Source organism: Pseudomonas sp. W2I6 (assembly GCF_030815935.1).
Classification (GTDB): Bacteria; Pseudomonadota; Gammaproteobacteria; order Pseudomonadales; family Pseudomonadaceae; genus Aquipseudomonas.
In genome coordinates this window covers 6,565,943-6,588,072 of sequence record NZ_JAUSXJ010000001.1, presented here as the reverse complement: position 1 = coordinate 6,588,072, position 22,130 = coordinate 6,565,943, and the positions used below count along the sequence as shown (strand labels likewise).

Genomic DNA, 22,130 nt, shown 5'->3' with positions numbered 1-22,130 from the left:
GCGTTTTGCTTACTTTTGCGCTGTTCAAAAGTGAGCCGCTGTAAGAGCGGAACCATAAGTAGCCGTTACCTAAATAACGGATATGTACTCCCCCCAAAGCAAAAAAAAGGCCGCACCCTGCCAAGGAGACGGCCAAAAAAATTGTCGAGGCATTTGAAACTAACGTGCAGTAATCACCGAAAGCTTGGTAATCCCCGCCCGCTCGATCGACGCCATGGCTCGCGCCACTTCGCCGTAGTTCACTCCATCATCAGCCTGCAGTTGCACCCGCACATCCGGGTCCTTGGCCTTGGCCGACTGCAAGTTGAATTCCAGCAAATCCGGCTGGATTTCATCCTTGTTGATAAACAGTTTCCCGGCCGCATCAATGCTCACCACCAGCGGGTCCTTCTGCTCCACCGGGGCCACGGCCTCGGTCTTGGGCAAGTTGATCGGAATCGCATTGGTCAACAACGGCGCCGTGACGATAAACACCACCAGCAGCACCAGCATCACGTCCACCAGCGGCGTAACGTTGATCTCGCTCAGCACCTCATCACTGTCTTGCGTGGAGAAGGCCATCTCAGGACGCCTCCTTCACTTTTTGCGCGCCACCCTGGGCACCGGCCTTGCTCAGCGTCGGGTGCAGCAGCACGCGGAACGAGTTCTTCTGCGCCAGGCTGTAGAAGTCGTGGGCGAAGTCGTCCAGGTCAGCAGCCGTGAGCTTCAGGCGACGCAGGAAGTAGTTGTAGACCAGCACCGCCGGCACCGCGACGGCAATACCCACACCCGTGGCAACCAGTGCCGCACCGATCGGCCCGGCCACGGTTTCGAGGCTGGCGGAACCGGCGGCGCTGATGCCTTTCAGGGCTTCCATGATCCCCCACACAGTGCCGAACAGGCCGATAAACGGCGAGGTGCTGCCGATACTCGCAACCACGGCCAGGCCGGTTTCCAGGGAGCGACGCTCACGCACGATCTGTTGGCGCAAAGCGCGTTCAAGACGGTCCTGATGGTTGATCGCCTGGCTCAAGTCAGCAGCGTGGGGCGCCTCACCCACCTGGATCGCGGCGTAACCAGCCTGGGCCACACGAGCGGCGGCGCCGGGTTTGGTTTCAGCGAGTTCAGCGGCCGAGTCCAGGCTGGATGCCGCCCAAAACTGTTTGTGGAACTTGCGATCCTGGGACTTGAGGCGGCCGAACTGGACGCCCTTGAGCAGGGCCAGGCCCCAGGTAGCGACCGAAAAGACCACCAGCAGCCAGATCACCGCGCTTTCGATGGATTCAGTTGGAGATGCTAATGCCATGATGTTTTCCCTCTGTGCAGGTCGCGATGTGTCCAACACACCGCATCCAATAATTAATGAATCTTGAAATCGATCGGTACGCTGACCCAGCCGTCCTGGGCCACATCACCCTGCTTGGCCGGTACAAAACTCCAGCGCTTCACGGCAGCCAGTGCGGCTTCGTCGAGTTGCTGGCGACCACTGCTTTTCTGAATCTGGATCTCACCCGGCTTGCCGGTGGCCAATACATGCACCCGCAACAGCACCGTGCCTTCCCAACCCCGGCGCTGGGCCAGTGACGGGTATTCCGGCGCCGGGTTCTTCAGGTACGCGGCGTTGGCCGAGGCCGGTGTGACCGGCGCGGGCGCAGGCGGTGCCGGCGGTGCTGGAGCCGGTGGCGCGGGTACAGGCGGCGCGGGCGGCTGCTCGGCTACCGGTTTCGGTGCGGGCTTGGGCACAGGCTTTGGCACCGGCTTGGGTTTCGGAATCTTTTTCGGCGCCGGCTTGGCGGCCAATTCATCAACCACCGGCGGCGGTGGCTCGACAACCGGTGGCGGCGGCGGTGGCGGTACAGGCGGCGGCGGCTCCACAACCGGCGGAGCCGGCTGGGAAAATTCGATCGTCATCGGCGGGATTTCCGGCGGCACAATCGGCAGCACCGGGGTTGGCTTCTGGCTGACCCAATAGATCACCGCGCCATGCAAGGCCAGCGCGAGAATCCCCAACAGGATCGCTTCACGCCGACTCAACACACCCTTCGGGGTTTTCTGCGTACGCAACTGCCCCAACGGCGCGCGATGCGGCCGGCCAAGGTCGACCAACTCACCACCCGGTGCGTGGCGCCACTGCGCCTCTTGTGCACTGGCGGCGGTCTGGACATTGCCCATTGATTAACTCCCCTGCGGTCTTAAGCAAAAAAACCGACGGGCCTGCCTTGGCGGCCGTCGAGGGCTGAATCATCGGGGGCAGACGCTTATCTCTTAAAGTAATCTTTAAAGTTATAGATAGATCTAAATTGAATAACCGAAACATCCGGATACGCCGAAGCCACGTCCTGCGCGGCCTGGCGCCGAGGGGGAAAATCTCAATGCTTTTGAGGCATACAAAATATTCACTGAAGGCATGGCTCAGCGTGGATTACCGGCACACAAATCCTGCAATTGGCGTAGCAACGCCTGCCCGGCCGCACCAAGGCCGTTACGGCCATACAGCGCCAGCCGCACGCCCTGCACCGCAGGCAAACCGCTGTTCGCGCCCAACACCACGTGCCCGGGCTGCACCACCCGCACCGGCAACAGGCTGATCCCCAGCCCCGCCGCCACCGCCGAACACACGCTGGCCAAGCTGGCGCTGGAATAACCGATGCGCCAGCGCCAGCCGCCTACCTCCAGGTGATGCAGCATTTCATTGCGGTACAGGCCGCCGGCGGGAAACGCCACCAGCGGCAGCGGATCACGTCCCAGGGACGGCGAACTGCGGCTGTCGACCCAACACAACGGCTCCGGCCAGGACACCAGGCAGTCATCGCTGTCACCCATTTGCTTGACCAGCAGCACGTCGAATTCACCGCCGCGATAATCCCGCAACAACTCCGGCCCCAAGCCGCTGGTGACCTCCAGGCGCACCCGGGGATAAGCCTGCACAAACGCCGACAGCAGCGGCATCAGGCGCTCGGCCGCAAAATCCTCGGGCACCGCCAGGCGCAACACGCCATCGCTCTGCTGATTGATCAGCACGTCGGCCGCCTCTTCGTGCAGCGCCAGGATGCGCCGCGCATACGCCAGCAAGCGTTCACCTTCCACCGTGGCTACCACGCGGCGCTGGTCGCGGTCGAGCACCTGGCTGCCCAACGCATCTTCCAGGCGGCGGATCTGTTGGCTGACCGTGGACTGGGTCAAGTGCAGCCGCTCGGCCGCGCGGGTGAAATTGCCGCAATCGACGACGGCAACAAAGCTGCGCAACAACACAGGATCGAACATGGGCTCACCATTCCATTTGCCACTGATTGGCATGGTTATATTTAATTTCAGAATACCCCTGCGGCTGCCCATACTTCACGCCTCATTGCGCACGAGGGGTTTTCCATGACTGACGATCAACAGCATCTGCATCACGCCGTGCAACTGGCCAAGGCCAACGTAGCCGCCGGTGGCCGCCCGTTTGGTGCCGTGCTGGTGCGCGACGGCGAGGTGCTGGTGGAGGCGGTCAACGAAATCCACTTGAGCCAGGACCCCACCGCCCACGCCGAGATGCTCGCCATCCGCGCCGCCAGCCAACAACTCGGCCCGCGCCTCGACGGTTGTGTGATCTACGCCAGCGGCCAGCCCTGCCCGATGTGCCTGAGTGCGATGCACCTGTGCGGCATATCCCGCGTGGTGTTCGCTGCCAGCAACGACGTGGCGGCGCCCTTTGGTTTGTCCACAGCAGCGATCTACCAGCAACTGGCGCTGCCGCTGGCGGAGCAAAAATTGCCCGTGCAGCACCTGCCGCAGGCAGCGATGCAAGCCCTCTACCGCGAGTGGCAGGCCCTGCATGACGCTGAATAATTCGTTCGCCGGCAAGCTCGCCGGTTGGGGTTTGTTGGTAGTACTGGGCCTGAACCTGCGACCGATCCTCAGTTCCATCAGCCCGTTGCTGGGGGAAATCCGTCTGGCCACCGGCCTGAGTTTCCAGAGCAGCGCCCTGCTCACCAGCCTGCCGGTGATTTGCATGGGCCTGGTGGCGTTGGTAGGTGTGCGCCTGGAGGCAAGGCTGGGGGAGCGTCGCGGAATCGCCCTGGGCTTGATGATGATTCTGCTGGCGTGCCTCGCGCGCTGGCTGTTTGGCCAGGCGCCGGCGCTGCTGGCCACGGCATTGTTCGGCGGTGCGGGTGTGGCGCTGATCCAGGCGCTGGTGCCGGCGATGATCAAGCGCCAGTTTCACCAGCGCGTGCCGTTGGCGATGGGGGTTTACTCGGCTTCGCTGATGGGCGGCGGTGGCTTGGCCGCCCTGCTCAGCCCGTTGGTGGCGGGGCATTTCCAGCAGTGGCAGGCGGGGCTCGGGATCTGGCTGCTACCGGCCCTGGGCGCACTATTGTTGTGGGCGTGGCTGCCATTGGGTGCGGCGAAAAACCCGCAGGTGACGGCGCCGTTCCAGGGCCTGCGCAACCGTCGGGCGTGGTTGCTGGCGCTGTATTTCGGCCTGGTGAATTGCGGCTACATGAGCATGGTCGCGTGGCTGCCGGCCTACTATCAGCAGTTGGGTTGGGGCGTACTGCCCAGTGGTTCGCTGCTGGCGTTCATGACGATCTTCCAGGTAATCGCCGCGCTGCTGATGCCGGCCCTGGCGCAACGTGGCATTGATCGTCGACCGTTACTGAGCATCAGCCTGCTGGCCCAGACCGTGGGCTATATCGGCCTGCTGACGGCGCCGCTGGAATTCCCCCACGTGTGGGTGGCGTTGATCGGTTTCGGCCTGGGAGCATGTTTCGCCCTGAGCCTGTTGTTGACCCTGGATCACCGCCGCGACCCTCGGGAGGCCGGCCAACTGGCGGCGTTCGTCCAGGGCGTGGGCTTTTTGATCAACGCCGTATCACCGTGGCTGACCGGCTGGCTGCGGGAATTGACTGGCAGTTTCGTAAGCGCCTGGATGGTGTTGACGCTGACGGTGGTGGCGATGCTGATACTCACCCGGGTGTTCAGCCCGGGCACCTACCGCACAGGCTCTATGGATATGCAATTTGAATCTAGATAAAACAATGAACATTCTTTTGCGGAATAAGCGAGGCGATTAGAATCGCGGTTTCCTTCAGGACGCCGGAAAACTCCATGGACCTTCGCCAACTGCGCTACTTCATTGCTCTGAATGAGTACCGCAGTTTTGTGCGCGCCGCCGACGCCATGGGCATTACCCAGCCGGCGTTCAGCCGCAGCATCCAAAGCCTGGAACAGGAGTTTGGCTGTGTGCTGGTGGACCGCGCCCACAAAGACCTGCGCCCCACTCCCGAGGGCCAGGTGGTGTTGCAACATGCCTTGTCGCTCGTTCAGGGCGCGGCGCGGCTGAGCCACGAAGTCACCCGCATGACCAAGCTCGACGCCGGCGAATTGCGCTTTGGCTGCGATGCCGTGGCGGCGGTGAACCTGGTGCCTGGAGCGATCGCACGGTTTGTCGGCGCTCATCCACGAGTACGCAGCGGTTTGCATGTGGATAACTGGGAAAAACTCGGACGCAGTTTGAGTCGCGAAGAGATCGAATTCTTCATCGCCGATGTGCGCCACTTCGAGGCCGATCCGAATTTCCAGACCCAGGCCCTGACACCCCGGCGCAATGTATTTTTCTGCCGCGCCGGGCACCCGTTACTGGCCAAGGACAGCCTCTCGACCAACGACTTGTTTGACTACCCGCTGGCCACACCGCTGATCGCTCCCGGGGTACGCAAGCTACTGGCCAACCTGAGCGGGCGTGTCGACTTTTCTCCCGCTATCGAACTGGAGCAGTTTGCGGCGCTGGCAGCCATCGTGCACCAGTCCAACGCGATTGGCCTGGGTGCCGAGGATGCGTTTGCCGAAGACTTTGCCCGTGGCGCACTGACGGTGTTGCACTGGCGCAACGTGCCTCACAGCCTCGACAGTTTGAACAACCGCTGCGGGATCATCAGCCGTACCGGGTTTCGCTTGTCGCCGGCGGCGAAGGCGATGATCGAAACCCTGATCACCGTGGATACCCCCTCTGCTGAAGCAAGCTTGCTCGCCCGCAATTAAAAAACCAGGCTTGCGCGCGACAGCCCATTCTCTTGATTTCAATGAAACTGTTATCGGCAATCAGCGGGTTTTTTCGCCTGCCGGGAACCGACACCATTGGCTCCAGAACAGAAAAACCTGGAGCCCTGCCATGTACTTGAAATACCCAATCAGTTGGACTGCCCTTGCCTTGGCAGCGGCCCTCACCGGCACCGCCGCCCAGGCTTCCATGCCGGCGAACCTGCCCGCCGATCAGAGCGTTGGCGCCATCGAGCAGGTGCACGCCTTCCACGATGCCATGCCCACCGGCGTGAGCGTTACCGAGACCGGACGCATCTTTGTCAACTTTCCTCGCTGGGGCGACGAGGTGCCGTTTACCGTCGCAGAATTGCGCGACGGCAAAGTCGTACCCTACCCTGACCAGGCGATAAATCAGGCCAACCCCAAAGACCCGGCCAAAGGGTTTATCAGCGTACAAAGCGTGGTGGCCGACGGGCGCGGACGCCTCTGGATACTGGACACCGCGGCGCCTGGCTTCTCGCCTCCACAGCCAGGTGGTGCCAAGCTCGTCGCAGTTGAGCTCGCCACCAACAAGGTGGTCAAGACCCTCGTATTCCCGAAAAACGTCATGCTGCCCGGCACCTACGTCAACGACATGCGCTTTGATTTTCGCGTGGGTGACCAAGGCGTGATCTATATCACCGACTCTTCACTTACCGGCCCGGGCGCGATCATCGTCATGGACATCGCCAGTGGCACGGCCATACGCCGGCTCAGTGGTGCACCCTCGACCTCGGTCGACCCGAACTTCGTACCCACGGTCGAAGGCCAGGTCCTGAAAGTGCGGGATGCCAAAGGCGGCACCCAGCCTTTTGCCGTGGCTTCGGACGGCATCGCCCTGTCGGCTGATGGGCAGACCTTGTATTTCTGCCCGCTGTCGAGTCGGCACCTGTACGCCATCCCCACGGCACTGCTGCGTGACGAGACAGTCAGCGAAGCACGGCTCGAAATGGCGGTCAAAGACCTCGGGGAAAAAGGCGCCTCGGACGGGCTTGAAGCCGACGCCTCGGGGGCCGTGTATGCCGGCGACTACGAAAACAACAGCGTGCGCAAACGGCTGGCGAACGGGCAATGGCAGACCATCGTCCATGATCCGCGTGTGCTTTGGCCCGACACACTGTCAATCGGTCCTGATGGCTACCTGTACTTCATCGCCAATCAGCTGCACCGCCAAAGCATCTTTCACGCAGGCAAAGACTTGCGCCAGAAACCCTACAGCCTGCTGCGCGTGAAGATCGATGCCGCGCCGGCGCCCACACACTAGCGGCGCCGAAGCATGAATATTGATGCGTTGAACCTGTTCATGCGATCAACAGAGCTGGGCAATATCACCGCAGCCGGCAGGGAGCTGGGACTCGCGCCCTCGGTGGCCAGCCACAAACTGGCGAAGCTTGAAGAATACCTGGGCATGCGCCTGCTGCATCGCACCACTCGCCAGGTCAGCCTGACCGAAGACGGTGCGCTGTTTCTGCCCCATGCAATCCGGGTGCTGGCAGCCGTGGACGAGGCCTGTCTGGTCGCGGTGAAAGGCAAGGACGTGGCCAAACGGGTGTTAAGAGTATCCGCCCCCGGGTCCTTCGCGCGGATGTGCCTGATGCCGGCCATTACCCGGTTCCTGCACGCCAACCCGAAGCTGAAGATCGACCTGATACTGTCCGATCAAATGCAGGACCTGACCGAGATCGGGATTGACGTGGCAATCCGCATCGCCGCCCTGAAGGACTCATCCCTGGTGGCGCGCAAGCTCGGCTGCGACCGACGCATCCTGTGTGCGGCACCCGCCTACCTCCAGGCGCATGGCGAACCGACTTCACCTGCGGAGCTGGCCAATCATTCCTGCATCCTGCTGGGCGACGAGGACCATTGGCGTTTCGTGGGTGCCCAGTCACACAAAGTCACGGCAATCAGTGGTTCGCTCAGAGTCAATTGCGGCGAAAGCGCACGGCTTGCCGCGGAGGGTGGGCTCGGCATCGTCTCTGTTTCACAGTGGAACGCCAGGCCCTCACTGGAAAGCGGCGCATTGGTGGAAATCATGCCGTCCTGTGTCCTGGAGCAAACCCGGGATATCTGGGCGATCTACCCCAGCGCGCGGTTGATCTCATCCAAGGCTCGGGCTTTCGTCGAGTTCATGATCGCCGAGTTCCAGGGCGATTTTTAGCATAGGGAAAAAATCATGACGGTGACTCACCAAACTGAAGGCAAAACAAATCTCGCGAGCGGCCCACGCGTCGTTCGACTAGGGGTGACAGACTTGTCTTACCATCGGGTTACCGCTGCGGTGGTAGCGCTGGTGTTGCAACGCATGGGCCTGACCGGGCAAAGACGGCCGTTCGATTCCGAGGCCTTTTACGAATTCTGAATTCGCGGCGTGCTGGCTACAAGGGCCTGCCCACTGAGGCTAGTTTGGCGATGCAGATGTTCTGCAATCTCCCCAAACCGAGGACTCCAACATGCTCTACCTGGTTTTCAGCGGCACCATCAAAGAAGGCAAACAGGCCGAGTTCTATCGTGATGTAGCGGCCGTTTCACAAAAGCTCACCCACCAGCACGACAAGGCCGTGGTCTATCAATGGCATAAGGAGGAAGAGAACCCCAACCGGTTCTTTCTCAACGAACAGTGGGAAAGCGTCGCGGACCTGCACGCGCATTTCGAAACGCTCTACAAAGCCTTCGGCCCGGCGAAACCCACCGAGCGCCTGCCGGCGAAAATCCTCGCGTACCTGGATGAAGCACAGGTGAACTTCTACCAGGCCATTCAGTAAATCGCACCCGGTCACCCCAGGGTGACCGGGACGCTTGCTCAGCTCGCTGTCCTTTCCACCGGGTTGAGTTCGCTCAGCCGTCCCTCCTGGCGCGCAAACCGATTGGCCCGGGCAAATGTGCCGAAATCGTTGAAGCGCACGCCCATCTCAGCCATCACCTTGTGCGCCGCCTTTACCGTCATCTGGCGGATGTAGAACGGCTCCTTGACCACAAAATGATGAATCCCGTGGGTGCTGCCGAAGTTGAAGCAGAACGCTTGCAACGGCCACAGCCACCACGGGTTGAGCACCTGGGTTTGCTGGATCACGTTGCCCGGCTCGATGTCGCCGTAGTAGTGCATGTTGGAGCTGACAAAGTGCAGGCAGAAGGTACGCAGCACGTTGGGGCCGATGATCACTACGGCGGCTATGTCGATGATGTGCATCACCGCCAGCGTGTTGGCCGACCAGTCGATCGGCGCGCCCAGCAGGCTGGCGATGCCATTGGCGGCATGAAAGCCGAGGAACACATACCACGCGCCCCAATGCAGCAGCGCCAGCGGTGCGTAGACCAGCGCCGTGCGCTTGAGAATGCCCAGCTTGTGCTTCCAGGACGGTGCCCGCAGCACCCGGATCAGTGCCGACATGATGTTGTCGCCGACCATCAGCAAACGTGCCAGGCCCCACGGTTCACCGTTGGTGATCGCGCGCTCTTCGATGTCGGTTTCGCTGCCGGAAACCTTGTGGTGATTGAGGTGGATATGGCGTCGTACCCAAGGGTTGATGGTGCTGGGCCGCGCCAGCCACACCAGGCCCATCATCAGGTTGTGGGGCAGGCGCTGCTTGCGAAAGTACATGCTGTGGATCAGGTCGTGTTCCAGTTCGTGGGTCAATGACGCGAGGAATGCGTTGAGCAGCAGGCACACCCACCACGCCATGTGCCCGGTGATATACAGCGCCGCCGAACCCAGCATGCCCACCAGGGCAAAGGCCAGGATGCCCGCGCCCAACGCATCCTGATGCAGCAGCCAGGGGTGGCGCTGGCGCAATAACAGCCCCTCGGCCAGCACCACTTCACGAATATGCGCTGAACGCTGTTGTGCGTTCATCTGCCGGGGGCTTGCAGAAGTACCGTCCATGCTTCCATCCTCTGTCTTATTGATGCGTACATCCTGCCCTATGCGATCTGGCGGGACGCTAGCCCCACACGCCAACCTGTTGACCGCAAGCGCCAATCAACATGACCGAACCGACCTCTCTCGCCAGCTGGACCCGCGCCCTGCGCAAGCAGCTCGACGCCCTGGGCCTCGACAGCGCCGCGCTGTGCGCCCAGGCCGGGCTCGACCCGCAGTTGATGGAAGATCCGAACGCGCGCTACCCGCTATCGGCCACCACGCGCCTGTGGGAACTGGCGGTACAGGCCAGCGGCGACCCGGCGATTGGCTTGCGGGTGTCGCGGTTTGTCAGCCCCACCACCTTTCACGCGCTGGGTTATGCGCTGGTGGCCAGCGGCAGCCTGCGGGAAGTGTTCGAGCGGATCGTGCGCTATCACCAGGTGGTCAGCGACGCCCTGAGCCTGGAGCTTAGCCGGGAGGGCGAACGTTACCGCTTTCGCCTGCAACAGCCCGCCGGTACACCCGCTCCCGCGTTTGAGGCGATTGATGCGTTCGCCGCGATTTACGTGCGCACCTGCCGCAATCGCCTGGGCCGGGAGTACGCGCCGCTGGCGGTGTACCTGCGGCGGCCCGAGCCGGCTGATCCCAAGCCGTGGCACACGGTATTTCGCGCGCCGGTGTTTTTTGCCGCCGAGGAAGACCGTCTGGAATTTGCGGCCCGGGACTTTGACAGCCACCTGGACGATGCCAACCCCGAGTTGGCCGAGCACAATGAAACCGTGCTCAAGCGCACCCTGGCGCAACTGCGGCCGCTGACCTGGGAACGCAAGGTGCGTTCGGCCATTGAGGCGCAGTTGCCTGACGGTGAGCCGAGTGCCGAGCGCATCGCTCAGGCGTTGCATTTGAGCTTGCGCAGCTTGCAGCGGCATCTGGCGGATGAGGGCTGCCGGTTTGATGCGCTGCTGAACGAATGCCGGGAGAACCTCGCGCTGCTGCATCTGCGGGATCCCGAGTGTTCGCTGGCGGAGATCAGTCATTTGCTGGGGTTTGCCGATACCAGCAGCTTCAACCGGGCGTTCAAGCGCTGGACCGGGATGACGCCGGGGCAGTTTCGGGATGGGTTGAGGTAGCTGGAGTTGCGGTGGCTGTGAGGGCCTCTTCGCGAGCAAGCCCGCTCCCACATTTGACCGAGTACATCCTTTGGAATGCGGTCAAATGTGGGAGCGGGCTTGCTCGCGAAAGCGGTCAATCAAACACCCCAAAAGCCAGTGGCAGTCAGCGCCCCCGATCCCGCCGCAACACCTTCTTCACCCGCGCCACCAAGGCCCGGGCCTCAAACGGCTTGAGCAAATAATCATCCTCATGCAATTCCAGCCCACGCAGCCGATCTTCAATCCCGTCCGGCGTGGTCAAAAACAACATCGGCGTCTCACCCTTCAACCGGATCGCCTGCTGCAGCTTCCAGGCATTCAGCCCCGGCAGCATCACATCCAGGATCACCAGGTCGTATTCGGTGCTTTCCACAAAGCGCAGGGCCGCCATGCCATTGGCCGCCACCTCCACCGTGTAGCTGGCCTCTTCAAGACTGCGGCCCATCGCCTCGGCCGCCTCTGACTCGTGTTCCACTAGCAGGACGCGCATAACACACCTCGAATAATCGTGAACGCAGGCTACCACCCTCAGGCATGCGCCGCCTCGCGCAAACGTTGCGGGTCGAGGATTTCGATCTCGCCATAGCCCAGGCGCACGATGCCCTGGCCTTGGAGGTCCTTGAGCAACGCATTGGTGGTCTGGCGCGACAGGCTCAGCATCGCGGCCAAGTCTTCCTGGGGCAGTTGCAGCACCTGCCGGGCCTGCTCGATGTCGCCGTAGCCCTCGGCGATCATCAGCAGGCGGTGCGCCACCCGCACCGACGCCGGCATCAGGCTCAATTGCTCGATATTGATAAAGGTCAGGCGCAGTTTCTGGCTCATCAACAGGGCCATGTCGCGCCAGTAACGCGGAGTCTGTTCAAGAATGTGCAGCAACGCCGGCTGCGGTACCTGCAACAGCGTACAAGGCCCGACCGCGCAAGCGTCGTGGGTGCGGGGCAACCCGTCGAACAATGAGATTTCGCCGAACCAGTATGGCAACTCCGCCAGGCTCAACACTGCCTCCTTGCCCTGCTCGTTCACCGCGCTGATACGCAGGGAGCCCTCCAGCACCGCGTACAACCCACACGGCGGATCGCCGCGCTTGAACAGGTATTGCCCCGCCGTCAGCTGCCGCAACCGGGCGCTGGCCAGCAAGCTATTCTGTAGATCAGCAGGCAGATGGCTGTACCAGTGACCGGTGGCCAGCCGTGGGTGCCATTTTTCTACATCCATGCGAACTCCGAAGATTGTCGGCCAGTTGACAGTGTGTCGTGGGCCTACAGGGCATGATCAAACATCCTACAGGAGGAACAACAATGAAAAGCCTCGTCGACCATCTCAGTCAATACGCCGCCTACCACCGCGACCCGCGCAATATCGCCAGCCACTTTATCGGCATCCCGCTGATCGTGGTGGCCGTGGCCGTGCTGCTGTCACGCCCCGAATGGACGGTGGCCGGGCTGTGGCTGTCGCCCGCGGTGGTAGTGGCGCTGCTTTCGGCATGGTTCTACCTGCACCTGGAACTGGCGCTCGGCGTGCTGATGACGGTGCTGATGGGCCTGTCGGTGTGGGCCGGGCATGTGCTGGCGGCACAAAGCACGCTGGTGTGGCTGAGCAGCGGCATCGGCATGTTCGTGGTGGGCTGGGCGATCCAGTTTGTGGGGCATTACTACGAGGGGCGCAAGCCGGCGTTTGTCGATGACGTGTCCGGGTTGATCGTGGGGCCGTTGTTTGTGGTGGCGGAGTTGGCGTTCCTGGTGGGGCTGCGGCATGACCTGAAGCGGCAGATTGAAGAGCGCTCGGGGCCCGTGGCCGTGCGGCACAAGAACGCCACGGCCTGAGCAACACTGGAGATCCAAATGTGGGAGCGGGCTTGCGGCGCTTGATCGTTCCCACGCTCTGCGTGGGAATGCAGCCCGGGACGCTCCGCGTCCTGAAGCGTGACGCAGAGCGTCACAAGAGGCGTTCCCACGCGGAGCGTGGGAACGATCAACGTCTTAAGCTTTTTGCCAGACCTTGGGCTTGAAGAACAACGTCTCGCCCCGCGCCAAACCCGTCAGGCTGTCGTGGTCTTTCACCACTTCAGCCTCGATCAACTCGCTCTGGCCTTCGACCTTCAGGGTCACCCGGGTGGTCGCGCCAAGCGGGCGAATATCACGCACTTCAGCCGCGTGGTGGTCTTCCAGTTCATGGCGCGACAGCGACACTTCATGCGGGCGGAACAGCACGTGCTTGTCTTCACCCAAATGCAGGCGGTTGGAGTCGCCGAGGAAGTGATAAACAAAATCACTGGCCGGGTTTTCGTAGACTTCGCCCGGTGAGCCAATCTGCTCGATCACGCCCTTGTTCATCACCACGATGCGGTCCGCCACTTCCATGGCTTCTTCCTGGTCGTGGGTCACGAACACCGAGGTCAGGTTGATGTCTTCGTGCAGGCGCGCCAGCCAGCGGCGCAGTTCTTTACGGACCTTGGCATCCAGGGCGCCGAAGGGTTCATCCAGCAGCAGCACTTTCGGCTCTACCGCCAGCGCGCGGGCCAGGGCGATACGCTGGCGCTGGCCGCCGGAGAGTTGTTCCGGGTAGCGATCCGACAGCCAATCGAGCTGCACCATGTTCAGCAGCTCGTGGACTTTCACGGCGATCTGGCTTTCGGTGGGGCGCTGGTTTTTCGGTTTCATGCGCAGGCCGAACGCGACGTTGTCGAACACGGTCATGTGGCGGAACAGCGCGTAGTGCTGGAACACAAAGCCGACGTTGCGATCACGCACGTCGTGGCCGGAGACGTCTTCACCATGGAACACGATGTTGCCGGCATCCGGGGTTTCGAGACCGGCGATGATCCGCAGCAGGGTGGTCTTGCCGCAGCCGGACGGGCCCAGCAACGCCACCAGCTCGCCACTCTGGATGTCCAGATTGATGCTGTTCAGGGCCTTGAAGGCGTTGAAATTCTTGCTGACATTACGGACTTCGATCGACATGACTTATTCCTCACCAGCACTTTTGCGCAGGCGGTTGATACGGTTCTCGCTCCACTGCTTGAGCAGCAGGATGAAGAGCGCCAGGATCAGCAACAGGCTCGCGACGGCAAACGCGGCGACGTGGTTGTATTCGTTGTAGAGGATCTCGACGTGCAGCGGCAAGGTGTTGGTCACGCCGCGAATGTGGCCGGACACCACCGACACCGCACCGAACTCACCCATGGCCCGCGCGGTACACAGCACCACGCCGTAGATCAGGCCCCACTTGATGTTCGGCACGGTGACATGCCAGAACATCTGCCAGCCGTTGGCGCCCAGCAGGCGCGCGGCCTCTTCTTCCTGGGTGCCCTGCTCCTGCATCAGCGGGATCAGCTCACGGGCCACGAACGGCACGGTGACGAAGATGGTCGCCAGCACGATGCCCGGCAAGGCGAACACGATCTGGATGTCATGGTCTTGCAGCCACGGGCCAAAGAAGCCCTGGGCGCCGAACATCAACACGTAGACCAGGCCGGCGATCACCGGCGATACCGAGAACGGCAGGTCGATCAGGGTCACCAGGATACTTTTGCCACGGAACGAGTACTTGCTCACGCACCAGGCGGCGCTGACGCCGAACACCACGTTGAGCGGTACCGAAATCACCACGGCGATCACCGTGAGTTTCAATGCCGACAGCGCGTCCGGCTCAAGGATCGCGGTGAAGAACGCACCCAGGCCATTCTTCAGGCCCTGGGACACCACGATAAACAGCGGCAGCAACAAAAACAGGAAGAACACCAGCCAGCCAAGGCTGATCAGGATGCGTCGGGACACCGCACTGCCACGACGGGCAGCGTTGGCCGAGGACGCGGCGGAAATAGACGATTGGGACATGTTCCGCGCCTCCTTATGGGTGTTCGATGCGCCGCTGCAGCAAGTTGATCAGCAGCAGCAGGACAAAGGAAACCACCAGCATCAGCACACCGATGGACGTGGCGCCGTGGTAGTCGTATTGATCGAGCTTGACCATGATCAGCAGCGGCAGGATCTCGGTTTTCATCGGCATGTTGCCGGCGATGAAGATCACCGAACCGTACTCACCGACACCTCGTGCAAACGCCAAGGCGAAGCCGGTCAACCAGGCAGGCAGCAGCGCCGGTACCAGGATGTAGCGGAACACTTGCAGGGGCTTGGCGCCGAGACAGGCGGCGGCTTCTTCGATTTCCCGGGGGATATCGGCCAACACCGGCTGCACGGTACGCACCACGAATGGCAGCGTGACGAAGGTCAGCGCGAGGGTGATGCCCAGGGGGGTGTAGGCGATCTTGAAGCCCAGGTCGGCGGCGAACTGGCCTACCAGGCCAGTGGGCGTGTACAGCGCGGTGAGTGCAATACCGGCGACGGCGGTGGGCAGGGCGAACGGCAAGTCGATCATCGCATCGATGATCTTGCGCCCGGGGAAGGTGTAGCGCACCAGTACCCATGCCAGCAGGGTACCGATCACGCCGTTGATGATCGCGGCATACAACGCAGTGCCGAAGCTCAGTTTCAACGCCGCCAGCACACGCGGTGCGGAGATGATGTTCCAGAACTGATCCCAGGTGAGTTGAGCGGCATGTACAAACATCGCCGCAAGGGGGATGAGTACGATCAGGCTGAGGTACACCACGGTGTAGCCCAGCGTCAGCCCGAAGCCGGGTATGACGGGGGAGATACGACGCGACATAAGAGTCCTTGGTTAGCGGGTAGATACCACTGTAGGAGCGAGCTTCTGTGGGAGCTGGCTTGCCTGCGATGCCGGCACCTCGGTGTATCAGTTACACCGAGGTGATGCTATCGCGGGCAAGCCCGGCTCCCACAGAAAGCTGGCTCCTACAGTTTGATTTTGCTTACTGCGCCGAGTAGATCTGGTCGAACACGCCACCGTCATTGAAGAATTTCGGTTGGGCAGTTTTCCAGCCGCCGAAGTCTTTGTCGATAGTCACCAGGTCCAGTTTCGGGAACTGCTGGGCGTATTTGGCGGCGACTTTCTCATCGCGTGGGCGGTAGAAGTTCTTCGCCGCAATCTCCTGGCCAGCCGGGCTGTACAGGTGCTTGAGGTACTCGGTGGCGATCTCGGTATTGCCCTTTTTCTCGGCGTTCTTGTCGACCACGGCCACTGGCGGCTCGGCGAGGATCGACAGCGAAGGTACAACGATGTCGAACTTGTCGGCGCCGCCGTCTTCCTTCAGGGCCAGGAAGGCTTCGTTTTCCCAGGCCAGCAACACGTCACCCTGACCGTTGTTGACGAAGGTGATGGTCGAACCGCGCGCGCCGGTGTCGAGGATCGGCACGTGCTTGAACAGCTCTTTCACGTATTCCTGGGCCTTGGCTTCGCTGCCACCGGCTTTCAGGCCGTAGGCCCAGGCGGCTAGGAAGTTCCAGCGGGCGCCGCCGGAGGTTTTCGGGTTCGGGGTGATCACCGACACGTCTTTCTTGATCAGGTCGCCCCAATCTTTGATGCCTTTAGGGTTGCCCTTGCGCACCAGGAACACGATGGTCGAGGTGTACGGGGTGCTGGCGTCCGGCAGGCGGGTTTGCCAGTTTTCCGGCAGGGTCTTGCCCAGTTTTGCGATTTCGTCGATGTCGCCGGCCAGGGCCAGGGTCACGACGTCGGCGCGCAGGCCGTCGATTACCGCGCGGCCCTGCTTGCCCGAACCACCGTGGGATTGCTGGATCTTGACGTTGTCACCCGGGTGCGACTGCTTCCAGAAGCTGGTGAATTCAGCGTTGTAGTCCTGGTAGAGCTCGCGGGTGGGGTCGTAAGACACGTTGAGCAGTTCGTAATCCTTGGCAACAGCGGAACCGGCAAACACGGCACTGGCCAGTGCTGCCAGGGCATAACGGCGAATCGACGACATAGAAGGCTCCTGAAATTCTTGGGTGTTGGCTTTTTTCTTATAGTTGCGGGTCTTGCAATCGAATCGCCGGTGTTGCTCAGCTCGGTTTGTTGCCCGGGTTCTGCAAACGGAATTTCTCTTTGCGTTCGATTTGTACTACCTGGGCGTTGTGCACAGTGATTTCCACCGCGCCAAACCGCAGATCGCGCAGGGCGCTCTGGATCTCGCGCAAAATGGCTGCTTCGTCCTGGCCGTCAACGCTACGTAGAGATGCGCTCATGGTCGTGCTCCTGAAATGAGAAGTGCCTCGCAGTGGCGGCACTGCTTGCGGCGTGAGGGCGATAGTAGATAAGCGCGGATATTCTTAAAAATACTATTTAAGAATGTTTATATAACCAGAAAGAATTTTCTGGTGGGACGAGGGGTTGCGAGGGGTTTTGCGGGACGACCCGTGAAATAAAGCCGTGTGGAGATCCAAATGTGGGAGCGGGCTTGCTCGCGAAGGCGGTGGGTCAGTGACAGATTTGCTGACTGACCCACCGCCTTCGCGAGCAAGCCCGCTCCCACATTTTGGCCCTGTTTCAAATCAGGACAGGCAGTGGTTAACGAATTGTCGGCGCCCTCGCCCAATCCAGCTCACTGGCCGGCATCGGCCGACCAAACCAGTACCCCTGGCCAAGGTCACAGCGCTGTTCCAATAGAAACCGAGCCTGCTCAACCTGCTCGATGCCCTCGGCATGCACCTGCATGCCCATGCTCTGCGCCAACGCGATCACTACCCGCACGATCGCCGCATCGTCCTCATCCCATGGCAACCCGGCGACAAAACCCTGGTCGATCTTGAGCTTCTGCACCGGCAAGCGCTTGAGCCGCAGCAGCGATGAATAACCGGTGCCAAAGTCGTCGATGGCCAGGCGCAAGCCGAGCTCACGCAGGCGATGCATTTGCTCAAGGGCGACTTCCGGGTCTTCCATCACCGCGCTTTCGGTGACTTCCAGCTCTAAAAGCGCCGGATCCAGCCCCGTGTCGTGCAGCACCTTGGCCACTTGCTCATACAGCTCACGCCGGGCAAACAGGCGGCTGGACACATTCACCGCGAGAAACGTCAGCGGTGCGCCGTCTGCCAGCCATTGGCACATCTGGCGGCAGGCCTGGTCCATGACCCAGGCGTCGATGTCGACAATCAGCCCGGTGCGCTCGGCAATCGGGATGAATTCCCCCGGCGGCACCAGCCCGCGCTCCGGGTGCTGCCAGCGCACCAGGGCTTCGACGCCGATCATTCGGCTGTCTTGCAGGTCGTGCACTGGCTGGTAGTAAACCCGCAGCTCCTGCTGATCCAGGGCGCGGCGCAGTTCACCGGCCATTTCCACGCGGTGCTGGGCGTGGGCGGTAAGCTCTTCGGTGTACAAGGCGTAGCCTTCGCGGCCGGCGCTCTTGGCCTTGAACAACGCGGAGTCGGCGTTGCGCAGCAGTTGCTCGGCGCTCAGCGCGTCGCTGGGGAACAGGCTGATGCCGATGCTCACGCTGATAAACAGTTGATGGCCGTCGAAGATGACCGGTTCTTTCATCGCGTCGAGAATACGTTGCGCCAGGGCGGCGGCCTGGCCCACCTGTGGACAACTTTCCGCCAGCACCGCGAACTCGTCACCGCCCAGGCGCGCCAGGGTCACGCCGGGGCCGAACAGGCCTTGCAGGCGCTCGCCGACGGCCTTGAGCAACTGGTCGCCGACGTTATGGCCGAGGCTGTCGTTGATGATCTTGAAATGGTCGAGGTCGAGCAGCAGCAAGGCGCAGCCACGTTTATGGATCTGCGCGGAGGCCAGGGCCTGTTCGGCACGATCGGTGAACAGCAGGCGGTTGGGCAGGTCGGTCAGCGGGTCGTGATGGGCCAGGTGCGCCAACTCGCTCTCGGAGTGCTTGATGGCGCTGATATCGGAGAACACCGCGACGTAGTGGCTGATATGGCCCTGCTCATCACGGATCACCCGGATGGTCTGCCACTGTGGATAGATTTCGCCGCTTTTACGGCGGTTCCAGATTTCACCGCTCCATTCACCGTCACGTTCCAGCGTCTCGAACATCGCCTGGTAGAAACTGGCCGAGTGGCGCCCGGACTTGAACAGGCTCGGCTGGTGCCCCAGCACGTCTTCGCACTGGTAGCCGGTGATTTCGATAAAGGCCCGGTTGACGTGAACAATCAGCCCCAGGGCATCGGTGACCAGCACCCCTTCGCGGGTGCAATCGAACACGGCGGCGGCCTGGCGCAGGCGCTCGCGGTTTTCCTTCAGTGGCTGCTGGATCAGGTTCGCCCGGGCAAAGTGCGCGCAAAGCAGGTAGATCGCCAGGGCACTGAGGCTGACCCACAGGTAACCGCGTATCTGAAGCCAGTGGCCCAGCTCCACGGGTTCATCGATAAAGTTGATCAATACCTGATGGCTGAGCTGAATCCACACAATCGAAACCAGCAGGTACATCAGCCCGGCACGCAGGGCACCTCGGTATGAAAACAGCATATGTTCAGTAATCCTTACTAAAAAACCAGATTCGCCCTACAAAGGTTACGGATTATAGAATAAGAAACATCCAGTCACTCCTATCTGAAAGGGCGGCTGGTTTTATCTGTAGGCTTAGTGATAATGCGCAAGCTGGTTTTTTCTTTATCTGAGGGCCATACAGCCTATGTGGTACAACGGTTTTCTTGACTTGTCGGCCTGGCAACTGGTGGCAGTCACTCTGTTGATGACCCACGTGACCATTGTCGGGGTCACGGTCTATCTGCACCGCTATTCAGCCCACCGCTCCCTGGAGCTCAATGCTGGCCTGAAACACTTCTTCCGCTTCTGGCTGTGGCTCACCACGGCGCAGAACACCCGCGAGTGGACCGCTATCCACCGCAAACACCACGCCAAGTGCGAAACCGTCGACGATCCCCACAGCCCGGTGATCAAGGGCCTGTCCACCGTGCTGCGCAAAGGCGCCGAGCTGTATCGCGCCGAAGCCGAGAACCCCGAGACCCTGCGCATCTACGGCAAGAACTGCCCGGAAGACTGGATCGAGCGCAAGCTCTACACCCCGTACCCGCTGCTGGGCGTGGCGATCATGGGCGTGATCGACCTGCTGCTGTTCGGCACCATCGGCATCACCATCTGGGCCATCCAGATGATGTGGATCCCGTTCTGGGCTGCCGGCGTAATCAACGGCTTGGGTCATGCCATCGGCTACCGCAACTTCGAATGCCGCGATGCGGCGACCAACCTGATTCCCTGGGGCATCATCGTGGGTGGCGAAGAACTGCATAACAACCACCACACCTACCCCAACTCCGCCAAGCTGTCGGTGAAGAAGTGGGAGTTCGACCTGGGCTGGGCCTGGATCAAAGTGTTCAGCTTCCTGCGCCTGGCCAAGGTGCAACGGGTCGCGCCGATCGCCCACCGGGTCGAAGGCAAGGGCAGCCTGGACATGGACACCGCGATGGCGATCCTCAACAACCGCTTCCAGATCATGGCCCAGTACCGCAAGTTGGTGATTGGCCCGCTGGTCAAGCAGGAACTGGAAAAGGTCGATCACTCGGTGCGCCACCAATTCCATCGCGCCAAGCGCCTGTTGTCGCGGGAGACCAGCCTGCTGGATGACCGCCACCACGTGCGCATCCAGAGCATGCTGGAACACAGCCAGGCCCTGAAAGTGATCTACGAGAAGCGCCTGGCGCTGCAACAGATCTGGCTGAAAACCAGCACCAACGGCCACGACATGCTGGCGGCGATCAAGGAATGGGTGCACGAGGCCGAGGCGAGCGGGATTCAATCCCTGCGGGACTTTGCCCATCAGCTGAAGACCTATTCGCTGCGGCCTGCCGCGGCCTGATACGGCTGTAGCGAGCCGATTTTTTGTGGCAAGGGAGCTTCTGTGGCGAGGGAGCTTGCTCCCGCTGGAGTGCGCAGCGCTCCCAAGATTTTGGGGCCGCTACGCAGCCCAGCGGGAGCAAGCTCCCTCGCCACAACAAGCTCCTTCCCCATAGCAGCCCCTCCCCACCGCAACTCCTTCCCCACAGCAAGCCCCTCCCCCCAACAAACTCGCTCCTACATGTTTCTGGCGCCATTTCTTGGTCGCCTCTAATCGGCGCTGATAACGGAACTTCGCAGCAAATTCCCCCTCTCAATCAACACTTCGCCATCCCGGCGGCCCTTGTTGTGACCGCTGCCCAACCCCGCGGCCTGCCCAGAGAGAGTTGTGCCGATGGTCCCCGAACAGACCTTCACCGACACCCCCGTCCTCGAACAGCCACGACCGGCAGCCGCCGCTACGTTACTGGCCCTGATGCATGCTCAGGGCGAAGTGGAACGGCTGAGTGAACGCGAGCAACTGCTGAGTTCGCTGTTGGTCAGTGTGAATGCCGTGCTCTGGGCAATCGAGTGGGACACTCGCCGCGTGCTGTACGTCAGCCCGGCCTATGAGCGGGTTTTCGGACGTACGGCGGGCATGTTGTTGACCGACTATCGGGAATGGCGCAACAGCATCCACCCCGAAGACCTCGACTACGCCGAGCACAGCCTGGCCCAGGTGCTGCACAGCGGCGCCGTGGAAGACCGCGAGTACCGCATCATCACCGCCGACGGGCAGATCCGCTGGCTCAGCGACAAGTGTTACATCAACCAGCAGGCCGAGCCCGGCCAGCCGGTGATCGTGGTAGGCATAGCCGAAGACATCACCGAAAAGAAGCAGCTGGAACTCGAGCTGCACCGCCTGGCCACCACCGATGTGCTGACCCGCAGCAGCAACCGCCGGCATTTCTTCGAGTGCGCCCACCACGAGTTTGAACGCGCCTGCCTGCAAGGCACGCCCCTGGCGTTCCTGTTGCTGGACATCGATGACTTCAAGGTGGTGAACGACACCTACGGCCACCTGGAAGGCGATCAGGTGTTGCAGCGTATCGCCGAGAGCGGTCGGGGAGTTCTGCGCCGTGGCGACCTGTTCGGGCGCATTGGCGGCGAAGAATTCGCCGCCATACTGCCCGGTTGTGCCCCGGAGATGGCAATGCAGGTGGCCGAACGCCTGGGGCACGAGATTGCGCAGCTGAGTTTCAGCCACGACGGTGAGAGCTTCGCGGTCACCGTCAGCCAGGGCCTGGCCAGCCTGACCGCCGAGGACGCCAATGTGGACAGCCTGTTTGCCCGCGCTGACGCGGCCATGTACGAGGCCAAGCGCCAGGGCAAAAACCGCGTGCTCCCCGGCTGACGCTACACGATGACCTGTGGGAGCC

Annotated in this window: 23 protein-coding genes; 10 read left to right on the top strand and 13 right to left on the bottom strand. The window is 61.6% G+C overall.

What is annotated here, in order from left to right:
• Positions 1-159: 159 nt before the first annotated feature.
• The 4 genes from QF039_RS30460 to QF039_RS30445 form a co-directional block, all read right to left on the bottom strand.
• Positions 160-561: a biopolymer transporter ExbD gene (locus QF039_RS30460; RefSeq protein WP_003218118.1), complete on the bottom strand. Its 402-nt coding sequence runs from the start codon at positions 559-561 to the stop codon at positions 160-162.
• Between the two features lies 1 nt (position 562).
• Positions 563-1,288 (bottom strand): MotA/TolQ/ExbB proton channel family protein, encoded by a 726-nt coding sequence (locus tag QF039_RS30455; RefSeq protein ID WP_085984637.1) that lies wholly within the window; start codon positions 1,286-1,288, stop codon positions 563-565.
• 50 nt (positions 1,289-1,338) lie between these two features.
• Positions 1,339-2,151, bottom strand: coding sequence for an energy transducer TonB (locus QF039_RS30450; protein WP_003218120.1), 813 nt, complete (start codon positions 2,149-2,151; stop codon positions 1,339-1,341).
• A gap of 240 nt (positions 2,152-2,391) precedes the next feature.
• On the bottom strand, positions 2,392-3,243 hold the full coding sequence (locus QF039_RS30445) for a LysR family transcriptional regulator (protein WP_102606280.1): 852 nt from the start codon (positions 3,241-3,243) through the stop codon (positions 2,392-2,394).
• A gap of 105 nt (positions 3,244-3,348) precedes the next feature.
• Here QF039_RS30445 and QF039_RS30440 point away from each other — a divergent pair, with 105 nt between their 5' ends.
• From QF039_RS30440 to QF039_RS30415, 6 genes are all read left to right on the top strand, one after another.
• Positions 3,349-3,810, top strand: a complete 462-nt coding sequence (locus tag QF039_RS30440) for a nucleoside deaminase (protein WP_134325533.1) — start codon at positions 3,349-3,351, stop codon at positions 3,808-3,810.
• Positions 3,797-4,996 carry a CynX/NimT family MFS transporter gene (locus QF039_RS30435; RefSeq protein ID WP_307522231.1) on the top strand — a complete coding sequence of 400 codons (1,200 nt, stop codon included), beginning with the start codon at positions 3,797-3,799 and terminating at the stop codon, positions 4,994-4,996. Before QF039_RS30440 ends, QF039_RS30435 begins: the two co-directional genes overlap by 14 nt.
• Positions 4,997-5,070: 74 nt before the next feature.
• A complete protein-coding gene (locus tag QF039_RS30430) occupies positions 5,071-6,003 on the top strand; it encodes a LysR family transcriptional regulator (protein ID WP_003218124.1) in 933 nt (310 codons plus the stop codon).
• A gap of 130 nt (positions 6,004-6,133) precedes the next feature.
• Positions 6,134-7,306, top strand: coding sequence for an L-dopachrome tautomerase-related protein (locus QF039_RS30425; protein ID WP_003218125.1), 1,173 nt, complete (start codon positions 6,134-6,136; stop codon positions 7,304-7,306).
• Positions 7,307-7,318: 12 nt separating this feature from the next.
• Positions 7,319-8,200 carry a LysR family transcriptional regulator gene (locus QF039_RS30420; protein ID WP_307522228.1) on the top strand — a complete coding sequence of 294 codons (882 nt, stop codon included), beginning with the start codon at positions 7,319-7,321 and terminating at the stop codon, positions 8,198-8,200.
• Positions 8,201-8,492: 292 nt separating this feature from the next.
• Positions 8,493-8,804: a putative quinol monooxygenase gene (locus tag QF039_RS30415; RefSeq protein ID WP_307522226.1), complete on the top strand. Its 312-nt coding sequence runs from the start codon at positions 8,493-8,495 to the stop codon at positions 8,802-8,804.
• Between the two features lie 38 nt (positions 8,805-8,842).
• Here the strand turns inward: QF039_RS30415 and QF039_RS30410 are convergent, their stop codons facing one another.
• Entirely contained in the window at positions 8,843-9,922 is a 1,080-nt protein-coding gene (locus QF039_RS30410) for a fatty acid desaturase (RefSeq protein ID WP_307522224.1), read from the bottom strand.
• 101 nt (positions 9,923-10,023) lie between these two features.
• Here QF039_RS30410 and QF039_RS30405 point away from each other — a divergent pair, with 101 nt between their 5' ends.
• On the top strand, positions 10,024-11,028 hold the full coding sequence (locus tag QF039_RS30405; protein WP_003218131.1) for an AraC family transcriptional regulator: 1,005 nt from the start codon (positions 10,024-10,026) through the stop codon (positions 11,026-11,028).
• 145 nt (positions 11,029-11,173) lie between these two features.
• Here the strand turns inward: QF039_RS30405 and QF039_RS30400 are convergent, their stop codons facing one another.
• Together QF039_RS30400 and QF039_RS30395 are read right to left on the bottom strand one after the other, a co-directional pair.
• Positions 11,174-11,539, bottom strand: coding sequence for a response regulator (locus QF039_RS30400; protein ID WP_003218132.1), 366 nt, complete (start codon positions 11,537-11,539; stop codon positions 11,174-11,176).
• A 38-nt stretch (positions 11,540-11,577) separates the two neighbouring features.
• On the bottom strand, positions 11,578-12,264 hold the full coding sequence (locus QF039_RS30395; protein WP_003218134.1) for a Crp/Fnr family transcriptional regulator: 687 nt from the start codon (positions 12,262-12,264) through the stop codon (positions 11,578-11,580).
• A gap of 83 nt (positions 12,265-12,347) precedes the next feature.
• On the opposite strand from QF039_RS30395, the gene QF039_RS30390 reads away from it, so the two are divergent.
• Positions 12,348-12,872: a DUF962 domain-containing protein gene (locus QF039_RS30390; protein ID WP_307522220.1), complete on the top strand. Its 525-nt coding sequence runs from the start codon at positions 12,348-12,350 to the stop codon at positions 12,870-12,872.
• Positions 12,873-13,028: 156 nt separating this feature from the next.
• Here QF039_RS30390 and QF039_RS30385 read toward each other — a convergent pair whose 3' ends face one another.
• The 6 genes from QF039_RS30385 to dibA all read right to left on the bottom strand — a co-directional run bounded on the left by QF039_RS30385 (position 13,029) and on the right by dibA (position 19,383).
• Positions 13,029-14,009 (bottom strand): sulfate/molybdate ABC transporter ATP-binding protein, encoded by a 981-nt coding sequence (locus QF039_RS30385; RefSeq protein WP_003218138.1) that lies wholly within the window; start codon positions 14,007-14,009, stop codon positions 13,029-13,031.
• Between the two features lie 3 nt (positions 14,010-14,012).
• Positions 14,013-14,885, bottom strand: a complete 873-nt coding sequence (cysW, locus tag QF039_RS30380; RefSeq protein WP_003218139.1) for a sulfate ABC transporter permease subunit CysW — start codon at positions 14,883-14,885, stop codon at positions 14,013-14,015.
• Positions 14,886-14,898: 13 nt separating this feature from the next.
• Positions 14,899-15,717 carry a sulfate ABC transporter permease subunit CysT gene (cysT, locus tag QF039_RS30375; RefSeq protein ID WP_003218141.1) on the bottom strand — a complete coding sequence of 273 codons (819 nt, stop codon included), beginning with the start codon at positions 15,715-15,717 and terminating at the stop codon, positions 14,899-14,901.
• 163 nt (positions 15,718-15,880) lie between these two features.
• Entirely contained in the window at positions 15,881-16,891 is a 1,011-nt protein-coding gene (locus tag QF039_RS30370; protein ID WP_003218143.1) for a sulfate ABC transporter substrate-binding protein, read from the bottom strand.
• A 76-nt stretch (positions 16,892-16,967) separates the two neighbouring features.
• Positions 16,968-17,150 carry a sulfur starvation response protein OscA gene (gene oscA, locus QF039_RS30365; RefSeq protein ID WP_003170956.1) on the bottom strand — a complete coding sequence of 61 codons (183 nt, stop codon included), beginning with the start codon at positions 17,148-17,150 and terminating at the stop codon, positions 16,968-16,970.
• A gap of 322 nt (positions 17,151-17,472) precedes the next feature.
• The gene (gene dibA, locus QF039_RS30360) at positions 17,473-19,383 is read right to left on the bottom strand and encodes a phosphodiesterase DibA (protein ID WP_307522216.1); all 1,911 of its coding nucleotides are present in this window, start codon (positions 19,381-19,383) and stop codon (positions 17,473-17,475) included.
• Between the two features lie 166 nt (positions 19,384-19,549).
• Here dibA and desA point away from each other — a divergent pair, with 166 nt between their 5' ends.
• Together desA and QF039_RS30350 are read left to right on the top strand one after the other, a co-directional pair.
• Positions 19,550-20,734, top strand: a complete 1,185-nt coding sequence (gene desA / locus QF039_RS30355) for a delta-9 fatty acid desaturase DesA (RefSeq protein WP_087693634.1) — start codon at positions 19,550-19,552, stop codon at positions 20,732-20,734.
• Positions 20,735-21,106: 372 nt separating this feature from the next.
• The gene (locus QF039_RS30350; RefSeq protein WP_177020608.1) at positions 21,107-22,105 is read left to right on the top strand and encodes a sensor domain-containing diguanylate cyclase; all 999 of its coding nucleotides are present in this window, start codon (positions 21,107-21,109) and stop codon (positions 22,103-22,105) included.
• Positions 22,106-22,130: the final 25 nt, after the last annotated feature.